13 protein-coding genes and 3 tRNA genes are annotated in these 15192 nt (G+C 34.7%); 4 read left to right on the plus strand and 12 right to left on the minus strand.

The features are described 5' to 3' along the window. The first annotated feature begins 10 nt into the window (after window positions 1-10). Both X926_RS04450 and pruA read left to right on the plus strand, forming a co-directional pair. Window positions 11-1156 (plus strand): FAD-binding oxidoreductase, encoded by a 1146-nt coding sequence (locus X926_RS04450; protein ID WP_103065176.1) that lies wholly within the window; start codon window positions 11-13, stop codon window positions 1154-1156. A gap of 23 nt (window positions 1157-1179) precedes the next feature. After that, window positions 1180-2811, plus strand: a complete 1632-nt coding sequence (gene pruA, locus X926_RS04455) for an L-glutamate gamma-semialdehyde dehydrogenase (protein ID WP_233186678.1) — start codon at window positions 1180-1182, stop codon at window positions 2809-2811. A gap of 52 nt (window positions 2812-2863) precedes the next feature. On the opposite strand, the gene X926_RS04460 is transcribed toward pruA, so the two are convergent. From X926_RS04460 to X926_RS04510, 11 genes are all read right to left on the minus strand, one after another. Then, a tRNA-Gly gene (locus X926_RS04460) sits at window positions 2864-2938 on the minus strand. A gap of 10 nt (window positions 2939-2948) precedes the next feature. After that, window positions 2949-3036, minus strand: a tRNA-Leu gene (locus X926_RS04465). A gap of 17 nt (window positions 3037-3053) precedes the next feature. Further along, window positions 3054-3129 (minus strand) — tRNA-Lys (locus X926_RS04470). Window positions 3130-3353: 224 nt separating this feature from the next. Then, window positions 3354-4691: an MATE family efflux transporter gene (locus X926_RS04475; RefSeq protein ID WP_103065177.1), complete on the minus strand. Its 1338-nt coding sequence runs from the start codon at window positions 4689-4691 to the stop codon at window positions 3354-3356. 251 nt (window positions 4692-4942) lie between these two features. Further along, complete coding sequence (locus X926_RS04480; RefSeq protein WP_103065178.1) at window positions 4943-5500, minus strand: glycerol-3-phosphate responsive antiterminator; 558 nt, start codon at window positions 5498-5500, stop codon at window positions 4943-4945. A gap of 31 nt (window positions 5501-5531) precedes the next feature. Beyond that, a complete protein-coding gene (locus X926_RS04485; protein ID WP_103065179.1) occupies window positions 5532-5924 on the minus strand; it encodes a DUF1667 domain-containing protein in 393 nt (130 codons plus the stop codon). Then, window positions 5911-7128: an NAD(P)/FAD-dependent oxidoreductase gene (locus tag X926_RS04490; protein ID WP_103065180.1), complete on the minus strand. Its 1218-nt coding sequence runs from the start codon at window positions 7126-7128 to the stop codon at window positions 5911-5913. Before X926_RS04490 ends, X926_RS04485 begins: the two co-directional genes overlap by 14 nt. Then, window positions 7125-8552 (minus strand): NAD(P)/FAD-dependent oxidoreductase, encoded by a 1428-nt coding sequence (locus X926_RS04495; protein ID WP_103065181.1) that lies wholly within the window; start codon window positions 8550-8552, stop codon window positions 7125-7127. Before X926_RS04495 ends, X926_RS04490 begins: the two co-directional genes overlap by 4 nt. A 170-nt stretch (window positions 8553-8722) precedes the next feature. Next, window positions 8723-10219 (minus strand): glycerol kinase GlpK, encoded by a 1497-nt coding sequence (gene glpK, locus X926_RS04500; protein WP_103065182.1) that lies wholly within the window; start codon window positions 10217-10219, stop codon window positions 8723-8725. 109 nt (window positions 10220-10328) lie between these two features. Then, entirely contained in the window at window positions 10329-11051 is a 723-nt protein-coding gene (locus tag X926_RS04505) for an MIP/aquaporin family protein (RefSeq protein WP_103065190.1), read from the minus strand. A gap of 522 nt (window positions 11052-11573) precedes the next feature. Next, complete coding sequence (locus tag X926_RS04510) at window positions 11574-11804, minus strand: hypothetical protein (RefSeq protein ID WP_103065183.1); 231 nt, start codon at window positions 11802-11804, stop codon at window positions 11574-11576. A gap of 281 nt (window positions 11805-12085) precedes the next feature. Here X926_RS04510 and tnpA point away from each other — a divergent pair, with 281 nt between their 5' ends. Then, the gene (gene tnpA, locus X926_RS04515; protein ID WP_103065184.1) at window positions 12086-12496 is read left to right on the plus strand and encodes an IS200/IS605 family transposase; all 411 of its coding nucleotides are present in this window, start codon (window positions 12086-12088) and stop codon (window positions 12494-12496) included. 1 nt (window position 12497) lies between these two features. Then, window positions 12498-13832: an RNA-guided endonuclease TnpB family protein gene (locus X926_RS04520; RefSeq protein ID WP_199171174.1), complete on the plus strand. Its 1335-nt coding sequence runs from the start codon at window positions 12498-12500 to the stop codon at window positions 13830-13832. Here X926_RS04520 and X926_RS04525 read toward each other — a convergent pair. Then, window positions 13821-14603 (minus strand): MFS transporter, encoded by a 783-nt coding sequence (locus X926_RS04525; RefSeq protein ID WP_233186680.1) that lies wholly within the window; start codon window positions 14601-14603, stop codon window positions 13821-13823. The two genes, X926_RS04520 and X926_RS04525, sit on opposite strands and share 12 nt — an antisense overlap. Between the last annotated feature and the right edge of the window lie 589 nt (window positions 14604-15192).

Below are 15192 nucleotides of genomic sequence, written 5' to 3' on the forward strand. Positions count from 1 at the left end.
GGTGAAAAATATGAAAAATAAAGCAAACGTTGTGATAATAGGAGGAGGAGTTGTAGGCTGTTCCATTGCCTATAACCTTGCCAAAAAAGGGGTTAAAGATGTAGTAGTACTTGAAAAATCCTACCTTTCAAGCGGAGCAACTGGTAGATGTGGTGCGGGAGTTAGGCAACAATGGGGCACCAAACAAAACTGTCTTTTGGCAAGCGAAAGTATGCATATTTTTGAACACTTTGAAGATGTCCTTCAAATAAAAAGATACATAGAATTAAAGCAAAAAGGTTATTTGTTACTAGCATACTCTGACAAAGAATTAGAGCAATTTAAAAAAAATATCGAAGTTCAACACAGTTTAAATATACCTTCTATTCTATTAACTCCTAAAGAAGCTAAAGAGATTGTTCCCGACTTAAACATAGAAAAGTTGGTAGGAGCCGCTTACTGTGCTAAAGATGGGCATGCCAACCCTTTCCAAGTGACTTTGGGTTATGCTGAAGCTGCACAAAGATTAGGTGTGGAAATAAACAAATTTACCGAAGTCAAAGATATAAAAATTAAGAATGACACAGTGCTGGGGGTACAAACAAACAAAGGTTTCATAGAATGTAAGAATGTAGTTGTAGCAGCAGGAGGTTGGACACAAAATATAGCTAAAATGGCTGGAATAGAACTCCCAGTTTACTCCGAAAGACACGAAATATTGGTAACAGAATCTGTTAAAAATATACTCGATCCAATGTTAATGTCCTTCTCTTACAATATTTATTGTCAACAAGAACCTAATGGAAGTTTCATTATGGGCTATGGACCAGATAACGAGCCCTCTACTTACAACATGGAAAGTTCATGGGAATTTCTTGAAACTATGTCAAAAAAGGCAACGTGGCTGCTGCCTCCTCTTAAAAATATTCGCATCATTAGGCAATGGGCTGGCTTATACAACATTTCACCAGATAGACAACCAATAGTATCAAAGATTAATCAGGTAGAAGGTCTCTATGTGGCTTGTGGATTCAGTGGACATGGTTTTATGCTTGCACCAGCCGTTGGGATTCTAATGGCAGATATACTTACAGGAGATAAATTAACTTACGATGTAATTTTAGATTTAGAAAGATTCAACAGGGGAGAAATCATTGAAGAACCCTCTGTGGTATAAAACTTCAAAAGGAGGAATCAACTTTGAACAACTCGATACCTATTTTCGAAATGCCTGAAAACGAGCCAATTTTAAACTATGAGCCAGGAAGTAAAGAAAAGAAAGAATTAAAGGAAAAACTTTCTGAACTCAAAAGTGAGAAAATCGAAATCCCTCTTATAATTGGTGGAAAAGAAGTAAGAACAGGTGATCTTGGAAAATGTGTTATGCCTCATGATCATAGACATGTATTGGCAGAATATCACAAAGCTAGCGAGAAAGAAGTTGCAATGGCAATAGAAAGTTCCTTAGAGGCAAAGAAAATATGGGATAAATTTTCATGGGCTGATAGACTATCCATTTTCAAAAAAGCAGCTGAACTGTTATCAACGAATTGGAGATCAACATTAAATGCAGCAACCATGCTCGGTCAAAGCAAAAATGTTTTTCAAGCAGAAATAGATTCAGCCTGCGAATTGATAGACTTTTTAAGATTCAACTCATACTATGCAACAAAGATATACATGGATCAACCAAAATCTATCAAAGGTGTATGGAATAGATTAGAGTATAGGCCTTTAGAAGGATTCGTTTTCGCAGTTACTCCATTTAATTTCGCTTCTATAGCAGGAAACCTACCCACGGCACCTGCTATCATGGGAAATACGGTTTTGTGGAAACCTGCTTCTTCAGCTGTATATTCTGCATACTTCTTTATGAAATTGCTACAAGAAGCCGGCTTACCCGATGGCGTAATAAATTTCATACCTGGTTCAGGGTCCAAAATTGGAAGTATAGTTTTTAAAGATCCTAACTTTACGGGATTACATTTCACTGGTTCAGCTCCAACATTTCAAAATATGTGGGAAACAATTGGGAAGAACATAAGAAATTACAAAACTTACCCAAGAATAGTAGGGGAAACAGGTGGAAAAGACTTTGTGATTGCACACGAAAGTAGTGAAATAGAAACACTGGCAACAGCGCTAATTAGGGGAGCCTTTGAATATCAAGGTCAAAAATGTTCGGCTGTCTCAAGAGCTTATATACCTAACAACATCTGGCCGAAGGTAAAAGAAAATTTGATCGAAAATTTGAAAGAAATTAAAATCGGCTCTCCAGAAAATTTCACCAACTTTATGAATGCTGTAATTGACAAAGAGGCTTTTGATAAGATAAAAAGTTACATAGATTTTGCAAAGGAAAGTAATGAAGCAGAAATAATCTATGGTGGAAAGTGTGATGATTCTATTGGATATTTCATTGAGCCAACTGTAATATTAACTACTAATCCAAAGTTTAAAACTATGGTAGAAGAAATATTCGGCCCTGTTTTGAGTATTTACGTTTACGATGCAAAAGAATTTGACAGTGTATTGAAATTATGTGATGAAACTTCACCCTATGGTTTGACTGGAGCGATCTTCGCTCAAGATAGAAATGCTATTAAAAAGGCAGAAGAAGTACTCGTTAACGCTGCCGGGAACTTTTACATCAACGATAAACCTACAGGTGCTGTAGTAGCTCAACAACCGTTTGGTGGTTCAAGGGCTTCAGGAACAAACGACAAAGCTGGAAGCGTTATAAACCTTTTAAGATGGGTTTCCACCAGAGCAATTAAAGAAAATTTTGCTCCACCAAAAGATTTCAAATATCCATTCATGAAAGAAGAATGAAGACAGCCTCACGGCAGGTAAAGAAAATGTCCCCACCAGGGGACTTTTTTGTTGGAGCGGATAATGGGATTCGAACCCACGACCCCTTGCTTGGCAAGCAAGTGCTCTACCGCTGAGCTATATCCGCAATATTTGGCTGGTGCGCGAGGTGGGACTTGAACCCACACGGATTATAAATCCACAGGATTCTAAGTCCTGCGCGTCTGCCAGTTCCGCCACTCGCGCTAATAACTATAAAAAAATGGTGACCCGCCTGGGATTCGAACCCAGGACCCTTTGATTAAAAGTCAAATGCTCTACCAGCTGAGCTAGCGGGTCACTTAGTAGTTACATATATCAAAATTCTTTTTTGCAACCGTTGAATATTATAACCGCTCACAACACTTTTGTCAAGTACAAAGTTAAAACAACAAGTAAAATTGAGTTTAATATTGATAGTTTTTTTCATTATTAAAAAATTGTTTAAGTTAATTTGTTAGATACTTCCTGTGAACCTTATTAAATCGATGGAAGCAATTTCTACGTTATTGTCTCTCCAAAACCTAAGCCTCTTCTAAAACGTTTCTAAGCCATTTTTTACTTCTATATCTGAAAAAAAGAATTATTGATTTTATGATCTCTTCCATCATCGTTAAAAAATAAACGGTGGGAAAACTCAAATCTAATATCAGTCCTCCAATTGCAGCTAGAGGAACCCCTATAAGCCATAACGTAGAGGCTTCAACCAAAAAAGAGAATCTTGTGTCTCCTCCGGCTCTTAAAAATCCCACAACGTTCATACCGTTGAAGATCTTTACCGGTAGAAAGCCCATTGAAATAATTATTGTGACTTTTACCATATTTTTTACTTCTTCTGAAACATCGAATATATCAACTACTAAAAATGTAGTTACTATCCCTATAATAGCTGCTATTACACTTATTAACTCCGCCAATTTTAAGGCTTTTTTGGAGGTTTCAAAGGCTTCTTCAAATTTAGATACTCCCAATATATTTCCAATAATTACAGATGCGGCATTTGCTATAGAAAAAGTCACAGAAACCGCAAACCCTTCTATAGTTGACATAACTCTTTGAGCAGCTATGACATCTGTCCCCATATGGGCATAAACAACAGAATACATTGTGAACCCTAATGACCAAGCGAATTCATTAGCCAAAGTAGGTAAGGCGTAATGAAAGAAATTTTTCATAAATTTTGAATTCAATTTAGCAACATGTTTAAAATAAGCTCTTCCTGGAAGTTTCCCACCGTAAACTATAAAAACTGTTGCAGTACATCCTATTGCTCTAGCAATCAAAGTTCCTATTGCAGCACCTTTTATACCTAAAACAGGAAAACCAAGTTTACCAAAAATTAGCAAATAATTTAAAAATATATTTGTAGATAATTCTATAATAGTTATTATCAAAGGCAGATGAGCTTTTCCTATACTTCTAAGCATGAAAGAAAAGACCATTGTAATTGCAAATAAAGGGTAACTAAAAGCAATTACCTTTAAATAAGGTATTCCAGCTTTAATAACCTCAATATCCGGGCTAAAAAATCTCAAAACCAATTCTGGAGTAAAATAACTCAATAAAAAGAATGGAATAGAGAAGAGAAGGGAAGACAAGATAGTTAACGCAACAGAACGAGATAAACCATCTTCATCTTTTTTCCCCCAATACTGTGCAAAGAAAATGCCTCCTCCAGAGACTAGTCCAAACAATATTAAGTTGTACAAGAAGAAAAACTGATTTGAAAGTCCAACTGAAGCGATGGCAACCTCTCCCAAAAGACCGATCATTAAGGTATCAACAAAATTAACGCTTGTAAAGATAACTTGCTGAAGCGCTATTGGGAAAGCTATTCTGATTATTCTTTTGTAGATCTCCATAGAACCTCCCACAATGCATTTTGCAAAATAAAGAATATATACACAAAAGGAATTCTACCACAATAGTCATGGTTATTTTTCTAAAAAATCAAAAAATAATTGTTAAGAATCACTCGGAATAAAAACTGTGCTTCTACTAAAATAAAATTGGGTAACATCAAATACTAAAAGAAATAAGTCCGCTCAAAAAGAATTATCCCAGAGCAGACTTATTATATAACATCTTTATCAGAAACTTTAAAATAATCTTTTTACCATAAATCTTTAGCACTGGTAGAAATAGCATGGATACCCTTTTTAAAGAGCTCCAAAACCTCTTCTTTTTTACTTACCAATCCACCAGCTATCAAACATACCTTTGTTCCTATATTTTCTAAAAAATATGGTGCTGCTATCGCTGGTAATATTTCAAAGGCATTAGGTTGAGAAGTTTTTTCCAGAAAATTTACAACAGATTTTAAAGAGTTAGAATCTATCAAAAACACCCTTTGAACTGCCATTAAATTTTCTTGCATTGCTGTTTTTATAGCGTTATTTTTTGTGGATATTATTCCATCACATAACTGTTTACGAGCTAAATATTCAATACCTTTTTTATCAGAAGCGATGCCTTCTAGTAAATCGATATTGATAAATAACTTTTTATTAAATTGTTTTACAATAGGCATAACATCTTCTAAAATCAATATGGATCCCGTAAGCAAAAAAATGATAGGGGATTCAGTTTTTAAGGCATCATCTAAGTCATTTAAATCTCTAATAGCAGGAATTATCGTATTTTTATTGATTAAATTACATAAACCTTCCATATTATCTCCTTTTAAGACACTTTTTTGTTTCTTATTTTTTCCTGTCGACACTTCTCGTAGCTATTATATCACTACCTGTGCCCAATATATTTTGTATTATAACGTCCCCTCTTTTGACGGGTGCCTTTACCTTTGTTTGTTTTAATATTTTCATTATGTCTTGCATAAGTCTTAATGGGACAGGTTTATCAGACCTAACCGAAGCCATTGGGATTTCCCCATTTTCTACTTTAACGCTTGTTACCACCACTCTTAACGGGTCGGTGATTTCTTGCTTTACAAATTCTAATCCTCTTTTACATCTGTTCCCTTTAACTTCTACAATTTCTATTTCATCCGCATCTGCATAAACAACGTTTATTTTACATCCCAAAGGACATTGTGTACACACTATTTTCTTTTTTTTATATTCAACCGAGTTCATGTGCACTCACCTCTATTTCTTTCAGATTTTTATCATTAAATGGCTTTATGGAAATTTCAATCATTTCAGAAGGTCTAGCTTCTTCTTCCACCAACTTAATTCCAAGAGGTTCTACTGTAACTTCTGCTCTTTTGAAAGTTTTTGAGACTCTAAGGTACAACTTTGTCCTTTCGTTGGGATCTATATACATTGGGTGCAATATATTTATATTTTCTCCTTTTTTAACCTTTACCTTTTGTTCTGGAAAGTATTGATTTTGTGCATAAAGAGCAGCATATTTACCTGCTTTTTCCCCTTCTCTTGAGACATAGTCCACTAAATCAAACACAACGGTACAGTTCCCGGCTGCAAAGATCCAATCTTCAGAGGTTTGATTCGTATTGGATGTAATAAATCCAGGACCAGTTTCTACAAATTTTACAGGATCAGTTAAAGGTATAAGGCCAACGGAGGTTATGAGTGAATCCACGTTAAATACCTTTTCCGTGTTTGGAATGATCTGTCTGTTTTCATCAACTTGAGATACGTAAACTTTACTCAATCTCTTATTTCCTTCGACTCTTGTGACGGTATGGGAAAGATACAATGGGATATTATAATCTCTCAGACATTGTTGAACGTTTCTTTCCAATCCACCTGGGTATGGCAAAATTTCTACAACACCTTTTACTTCTATTCCCTCTAAATGAAGCCTACGAGCCATTATCAATCCAATATCCCCCGAACCAACTATCAAGGCGCTATTAGCTGGTTTGAGATTTTGAAGATTGATGTATTTTTGAGCTACTCCTGCGGTAAAAATACCAGCGACCCTATCTCCAGGAATCGCAAGCGAGTTAAAATGTCTTTCTCTTGCCCCTGTTGCCATAACTAAAGCCTTTGTTTTTATCTCGTGTATCCCTTTGTGATTGACAAAAGTCAATTGTTTATCTTTATTCACATTCAACACAAAGGCACTGTTCAATATTTTTACATTCGTATTAGCTAATTCTTCTTGAAGCGTTTCTTTGAATTCAGGACCGGTTAAATCCTTTCTATAGTAATGTATCCCAAAACCATTGTGAATACATTGATTTAAAACTCCACCATTTTCTTCTTCTCTTTCTATAAGGATAACGTTTGCACCATTTTTATCTGCGGCCTTAGCAGCGGCCATTCCTCCACCGCCACCACCTAATACAACAACATCGGTTTCGTATTTCATTTTGTCCTCACCTCGGAATTTATTATCCACGAACCTTTTTCATTTTGAAGTACTTCTTCTGGTTTTAGCCCCGTCTCTTCGGAGATTATTTTCAATATCTTTGGGGTGCAAAAACTTCCTTGACATTCTCCAAAGGAAGCTCTTGTAGCAAATTTAACATCATCTAAAGTTCTTGCACCGTTTTTTATTGCCTCTTTAATTTCCTTTTTTGTTATTTTGTTACAATAACAAATCATTTCTCCAGCATCTGGATCTTCTTGAATGACATTTTCCCAATAGTCGTAATCCTCTTCCACCAAATGTGGAACTTTTTCTATTTGACCGATGTATTTTTTCCTTTTTTGTAAATTAATATGCAACTTTTCTTGAATAAGATATTCAACAACGTACTTAGCAATAGCAGGTGCAGCGGTTAATCCAGGGGATCTTATACCAGAAACATGTATAACATTCCCTCCACCTACATCGATATGAAAATCTTTTTCCTTTGTTTCAGGTCTTAGACCGGCAAATGTTTTCACCACATTCCTTGAAAAATCTAAAGTTGGGACCAATCTCAAAGTTTTCTCTTTAACTTCTAAAAGTCCTTCTTGAGTCGTGGAAAGTTCTTGTTTCGATTTCACACCATGAGCAGTAGGCCCAGCTAAGTAACCCCCATCCACAGTTGGGACCAACAAACAACCTTTCGTCAATTCAGAGGGAGTTGGGAAAATGACGGAATTCGCGTATTTTATATCCTTACCTAAAAGATAATACTCACCTTTCACAGGGAAAATGTAAGGTACCTCATCACCGAATAATTTTGCTACTTCATCCGCAAACAATCCAGCGACATTAATAACTAAATCGGCTATATAACTACTTCCATCTTTAAAAAACAATTCAAACTTGTTATCTTTCTTTTTCACTTCCACAAGTTTCTTATTTTTTAAAACTTTTCCTCCGTTAATCTCTACCGATCTTGCAGCCTGAATAGCTACTTCCCATGGTTCAGTTACACCGGCTATAGGGCAATAAAAGGATTTTAATGCATCTTTATTTAAATTTGGCTCCATTTCTAATAAATCCGTCTTATCTAAAATTTCATATTCTTTGACCCTGTTTTTAATTGCCCTCTCTTCCAACTCATCGATTGCTTTTAACTCATCTTCGTTTAATGCAACAACATGTGATCCAACTCTTTTCACTTCTACAGAAAGTTCCTGGGATATCTCATCGTACAATTTATTACCCTTATAACACAGTTCTGACCTTAAACTTCCAGGAGTATCGTCATACCCCCCGTGAATTATTCCAGAATTTCCTTTTGTGACTCCTGTTCCTACCCCACTTCTTGCTTCAAAGATGAAGACATCTTCTATATATTTGTTAATTTCTCTTGCGATTAAACTTCCTACTATTCCAGCACCTATAACCGCTATCAACTTTTACCAACCTCCTGATATTATAAAAAAAACCATACCCTTTACGAAATAATTTCGCTTTAGGATATGGTTTTCTCTTATTCTCCACCATTTTATTATTAACTTTTATTTCACCACACATTCTAACATACTTAAATTAAGTGAAAGTTAACAGACTTACTACTATTTGATTATTTTTCTTGGATCCAATTTCTTGCCTTTTCAACCGCTCTTTTCCAATCAGAGTACAACCTTTCCCTTTCATCTTCATTCATTTCAGGAGTAAAAAGGGCATCCCGTTTCCATTTTCTTAATAATTCTTCCTGCCCATTCCAAAAACCAACAGCCAAACCCGCCAAATATCCCGCTCCTAAAGCCGTCGTCTCATTAACTACTGGCCTTTCTACCTCTACACCAAGAATATCCGATTGGAACTGTAACAGGAAATTATTTAATGCTGCTCCACCATCCACCCGCAGAGTCTTAAGTTTTATACCCGAATCAGCCTCCATAGCTTCAAGAACATCTCTTGTTTGATACGCTATTGATTCCAAAGTAGCTCTAATAATGTGTGCTTTTGAAGATCCTCTTGTTAATCCAACGATTGTACCCCTTGCATACATATCCCAATAAGGTGCTCCAAGCCCTGCAAATGCTGGCACAAAATAAACCCCACCGTTATCATTGACTTTAGTTGCATAATATTCTGTATCTGCAGCACTATCAACTATCTTCAATTCATCTCTAAGCCATTGAACAGCAGCACCTGTAACGAAAATGGATCCTTCCAAGGCATAGTTAACCTTTCCATTAATTCCGTAAGCTATTGTAGTTAATAAACCATGTTTAGATTCAATAGGATCTTCCCCAGTGTTCATTAACATGAAACAACCGGTGCCATATGTGTTTTTTACCATACCTTTTTCATAGCAAACCTGACCAAACGTAGCAGCTTGCTGATCTCCTGCTATTCCAGCAATGGGTACTTCTGCGCCGAATACATCTACATCGGTATTACCATATATTTGACTCGAAGGTTTTACCTCTGGTAAAAGAGAAAAAGGTATATTTAACTCTTTAAGAAGATCTTCATCCCATTTAAGATCGAAAATATTGTATATCATTGTTCTGGATGCATTGGTATAATCAGTAACGTGAACTTTTCCATTAGTTAGCTTCCAGATTAACCACGTATCTATAGTTCCAAATCTAAGTTTTCCAGCTTCTGCTTTTTCTCTGGTTCCTTCAACATTATCCAAAATCCATTTAATCTTGGTTCCAGAGAAATAAGCATCTACCATGAGACCTGTCTTATGCTTGATCGTTTCTTCCAAACCTTTTTCTTTCAAATTATCGCAAATTTTTGAAGTCCTTCTATCTTGCCAAACGATTGCATTGTGAACAGGTTTCCCTGTTTCTGCATCCCAAATGACTGTTGTCTCCCTTTGATTAGTTATACCGATCGCACTGATCTGACTACGGTTAATATTTCCTCGGGCCATAGCATCTGCTATAACTCCCATAGTAGTTGCCCAAATTTCATTAGGATCATGTTCTACCCACCCAGGTTTAGGATAATACTGCATAAATTCTTGCTGTGCCACACTAACAACATTCCCATCATGATCAAAAATTATAGCTCTAGAGCTCGTCGTACCTTGATCGATTGATAAAATATACTTTTCCATAAATAAACCTCCTAACATATTATTTGTTTATACGTTCTTTAAAAACTTTAACATACCGAACTATAATACTTTTCTCAAAACTTTCATTACATTCTGAAAGCTTTGTTTTTTAAATCCAAGCAGTTAAGAAAAGTTTATAAACCCAAGCACCAATTATTCCGCCTACTATTGGTCCCCAAATAGGGATTACTAAACCATAAGACCAGTCAGAATCTCTTTTCCCTGGTATGGGTAAAATAGCATGAGCGATCCTTGGCCCAAGATCTCTAGCAGGATTAATGGCATAGCCAGTTGGCCCACCTAAACTCAAACCTATAGACCAAACCAAAAATCCAACTAGAAGTGCTCCTAAAGCGTTTGTTGAATTATACTCATTATTTATTCCTAAAACACCAATTAATAACATAGCGGTTCCTATTGCTTCTGTAATGAAATTCCAACCGAATCTTCTTATGTTAGGCATTGTTGAAAAAACCGCTAACTTATCGTCAGCACTTTCTGTTGCTGCAAAATGTTCTTTATATGTAAAATACACTAATATAGCTCCAACTAAACCCCCTAGGATTTGGGCAATTATATACCCTGGCACTAAGGACCAAGGGAATTCACCAACTGCAGCCAAACCAACAGTTACTGCTGGGTTAATATGAGCTCCGCTTACCCATCCAGTTATATAGACCGCCATCGCAACCGCAAATCCCCAACCCGTTGTTATAACAATCCATCCCGAACCTTCACCTTTTGATTTTTTTAATACTACATTTGCTACGACACCATCACCGAGTAATATCAGAATCATAGTTCCAAAGAATTCAGCAAGATATTTTGCTATAGTTACCCACCTCTTTTCTTGATTTATCTTCACACTTTTTCTGGCGCCAGAGGTTACAAATGCTACGCTTTCAGCTACTAACTTTGTTAAAACATCATACTTTCTACTTCTTTGAAACTTTTCTTTACGCGCAAAGAAAATAATTTCAATATTCCTTATTTTCACTTTACCTTTACCTTACAACAAAACAAAAAACCTTAATAAACATTATTATATATTTCCGAGCAATAAAACACTCTTCAATATAACAATACTTATTAAGGTTTTCTCTTCTTCTCCACCTTATCACTTTTATTAACTTTAAGTCTTAACTTCTATTTCAACCTTTCATTGCTTTACAACTTATGTGGTTTAGAAACTTTCAAATTAATTATATATTAAAGTTTTTATATTGTCAAAGTTATTTATAACCACCTACGACTAATTACAGTCATTTATCATCGATTAGAGGCATTTATCTAGTAAATACTTAGTTTTTCTTTCTTTTTATAATTTATAAAAACTGGTTATAACCTTTTTTACTTAAATCAATTCTTTTTTCAATTCAGTTATTTCTTTTTCTAATTCCTCTTTTATTGTTTCACTCTCTCTTTTTGCCTCTAGATATTCTCTTAATTTTTCATGTCTTTTAGAATTTAAAGGATATCTAGCAGCCGCAATTATTCCTAAAACCAATAAAATTATCGGAACGAAAGAGATTATAAATCTCAACGCAAACAAAAAAGTCTTTGATAGTATAAGGCATAACTGCAACGGCTGAAACTCCTGCATCTATTATTGCAGCCATTAAAATTACCTGGAACATCGTTACATCAGGGGAAAATGTAAAAAGAATAAATCCCGCAACACATCAAACTAACGCACCTAAAATATAAGAGATATTTTTAGATGTCTTTTTAGTAAACGCAGCGGGAATCCTCTCCAATTCATTGGAGAGATGAAAGCTGGTCTTTAAATTAGATTAATCACTATATGAATATAGTAAAATGTATAAAATACTTGTATTTTCTCAAAATTTATGTTAGACTATGTACATGAGTAAAAATAATTTAATTCATGCTAGAACATGTGTGTATAATGTTAATTACCATGTTGTATGGTCAGTTAAATATAGGAAACCAGTTCTAAATGAGGAAATACAAAAATTTCTTAAAGCTCAGTTTATAAAAATAGGTGAGGAAAAGGGATTTTCTATTGCTACTATGGAAGTAATGCCTGATCAAGTCCGTATATTTGTTTCGGCACATCCTAAAGTTGCACCTTCATATATTGTTAAAATGCTCAAAGGAATTAGTGCTCGAAGAGCATTGATGCAATTCCCATATCTGACACAACAACTCTGGGAAGGACATTTATGGAACTCATCGTTTTATATAGAAACAGTAGGTTCTATATCAGAAGATGCAATTAGAAAATATATTGAACACCAAAAAACAAGGGGATAAAATGATGGGGTTAAAGAAAAATAACTACAACACAAGACAACGGGTTATACAATTTGAGTTGAACCCTAACAAAGCACAAGATATTGTATTAAATGCATTGACATATGCAGCATCAAAACTTTGGAATGTGGCAAATTATGAACGAATGCAATGGAAAAAGGAAAGTGGTAATCCATATCCAAACTGGTATGAACAAAAAGCTAAATTAAAAGAAAATTTTTGGTATAAAAATTTGCCATCACAAACAGCCCAGGAACTGTTGAAACAGCTAGATGAAGGTTGGAAATCATTTTATAAATTGAAAAAGAGTGGAGGAATAAAAAATCCAAAACCGCCCAGATATAAACATAGCAATTTCAATATACGATTCTTAAACAATGGTTTTACTGTATCAGATGGAATAATAAGATTAACAGTACCAAAACAGCAGAAAGAATATATAAAACAAAAGTATGATTTAGACATAAACTTTTTGTACATAAAAGTTCCAAATGAGTATAAAAACTTTGTTGGTAAAATAAAGATCATCGAGATAATACCTATACCGAAAAACAAGAAGTATAGAGTCAATATTATCATCGATTTACCAACAATAGAATATAAGCAGGATAGCAATATATATATGGCCATTGATCTCGGGATTAATAATCTTATGACATGTTACATATCCACAGGCAAAAGTATAATTATATCAGGTAGACAACTACTAAGTATAAACCGCTATTTTGATAAACAAATTTCATATTATCAATCAATAGCAAATGCACAACAGGCAGCTTGTCAAATACAATACAAAGAGAATACCAAACGAATACAACAGTTATATACAAAACGTAGAAAACAAGTAAATCATTTTTTGCATACAGCTACTAAACAAGTAATAGATTTTGCGGAACAAGAAGGTGTAAGTAAGATCATTATTGGTGATATTTCACATATTCGAGATGACAAAAACATGGGAAAAAAGAACAATCAGAAATTTCACAAATGGCCATTTAAAAAAGTAGAAGAACTGCTTATTTACAAGGCACAAGATAGAGGCATATTTGTTGAAAAGCAAGATGAGAGCTATACCAGTCAATGTAGTCCATATGCCGAAGAAATATCAAAAGTAACGGCCCAAAAAAGTAATCGCAAATATAGGGGATTGTATGTAGTGAATGGTAAAGTGTTTAATGCAGATTGTGTTGGAGCGTACAATATATTAAAAAAGTATCTGTGTAGGATTGGTAAAACCAATCCAGCAGTAGTGGCGTTGGACACGCCAGAGATGTATCGATGGAATGGACATCATTTCATTGAGAATCCGAAGCTCGCCAATTTATTAGCGATGTAGTTCACTATAATAGGCAAAGATGGTTGAAACCACATCTATCGATAAGTGGGCTAGAAGATACATAGCAATAAGGAGTCGAAAGCTCTTGATTTTAAAAGGTTCAAAAAACATATTGAAAAAGTTGAAGGTACTTTTTTCTTTAGAGAACTCTTCTCTTTCCTTGGTGAACAGAAAAACGCCTATCCATGGAGTTGAAAAGATCAAGCCAAACGTTAATGCCATCACTATATAACCTGTTCTGATATTAGAAAAAGCATTCACTATTAACATTGGAAGCACTGCGCAAACCAACCCCGCACCTATCGAAAAGGCAAGTCTATATGAATTTAAAGATGTTCTTTCATGGTAATCTAAGGTTAGTTCTGCCCCTAAAGCAGTGTAAGGAGTCATCACCATTGTATAAACGGTTGTAAAAGCTATGTATGCAATTAGTGCGTAAATGAATTTCCCCAATTGATTAGGAAAACTTGCCGGATACCAAAGAATGAAAAAAGATATAAAGACCAAAAAGGTTCCTGCCAACAAGTAAGGTCTTCTTCTGCCAAACCTAGTTCTTGTATTATCTGTAATGAATCCCATCAAAGGATCTGTAACGGCATCCCAAATCTTACCAATTAAAAGGATGGGAGCAATATACTGCATCTTCAGACCAATGACATCAGTAAGGAAGATAGCGTAGAAAAAATTTATTATATTGAAAGCACCACCACCAAAAATATCCCCCGACGCATAGAATAACTTAGTTTTCAAAGGTAGTTTTTCACTTTTCACTTTTCCATCTCCTTTATGGAATTAATAAGAAAAGATTTTTAAGCCTTAATTACCCAACTTAAATAAGTTCTTTATCTCCTGGAACGAAGAATAATTTACATTTAATAATCTGTGTTAAGCCCCACCAATTTGGTTTTGTTGTATATAATCTTGAAGATTATTATCCCTAAAAATAGATAAAAGAAGCTATTCAGACAAAGTGATAAAATCTGTAATGGCGAGACTGCTCGATTCTCAAGGATATTTGTTGAAATCATTATTCCTTGTGTTAGTGGAAGACTTTTGCTAACAATCTGAAAATTTTGGGCATTGCATTCACGTTTATTATTGTTCTTGTAAAAAATATTTGATTTTCCTTATTAAAATTTTCTATAATTAAGGGTATGCTATAATTAACCGAACTTTCCGTTTAGCGGAAACTTATTTTTGGTATACTTTTATTTTAGTAAGTGCCCATAGTAAAATTGAGAGAAGAAATAAACTTTTTTGCGAATAAATTATATAACAGTTAACTAAAAAAATCAAATCAATTTCATAGCCGTATCCTCCTTTAAGTTTCCCAATTAACCCTCCTTATTACAAATTCATT

It is taken from the genome of Petrotoga sp. HWHPT.55.6.3 (genome assembly GCF_002895495.1).
Classification (GTDB): Bacteria; Thermotogota; Thermotogae; order Petrotogales; family Petrotogaceae; genus Petrotoga; species Petrotoga mobilis.

Coding starts and splice junctions, on each gene's coding strand:
- glpK (WP_103065182.1), bottom strand. CDS start 10,219: ATGGAAAAGTATATTTTATCAATCGATCAAGGTACGACGAGCTCTAGA.
- tnpA (WP_103065184.1), top strand. CDS start 12,086: ATGAGTAAAAATAATTTAATTCATGCTAGAACATGTGTGTATAATGTT.
- X926_RS04480 (WP_103065178.1), bottom strand. CDS start 5,500: ATGGAAGGTTTATGTAATTTAATCAATAAAAATACGATAATTCCTGCT.
- X926_RS04520 (WP_199171174.1), top strand. CDS start 12,498: ATGATGGGGTTAAAGAAAAATAACTACAACACAAGACAACGGGTTATA.
- X926_RS04490 (WP_103065180.1), bottom strand. CDS start 7,128: ATGAAATACGAAACCGATGTTGTTGTATTAGGTGGTGGCGGTGGAGGA.
- X926_RS04475 (WP_103065177.1), bottom strand. CDS start 4,691: ATGGAGATCTACAAAAGAATAATCAGAATAGCTTTCCCAATAGCGCTT.
- X926_RS04450 (WP_103065176.1), top strand. CDS start 11: ATGAAAAATAAAGCAAACGTTGTGATAATAGGAGGAGGAGTTGTAGGC.
- X926_RS04485 (WP_103065179.1), bottom strand. CDS start 5,924: ATGAACTCGGTTGAATATAAAAAAAAGAAAATAGTGTGTACACAATGT.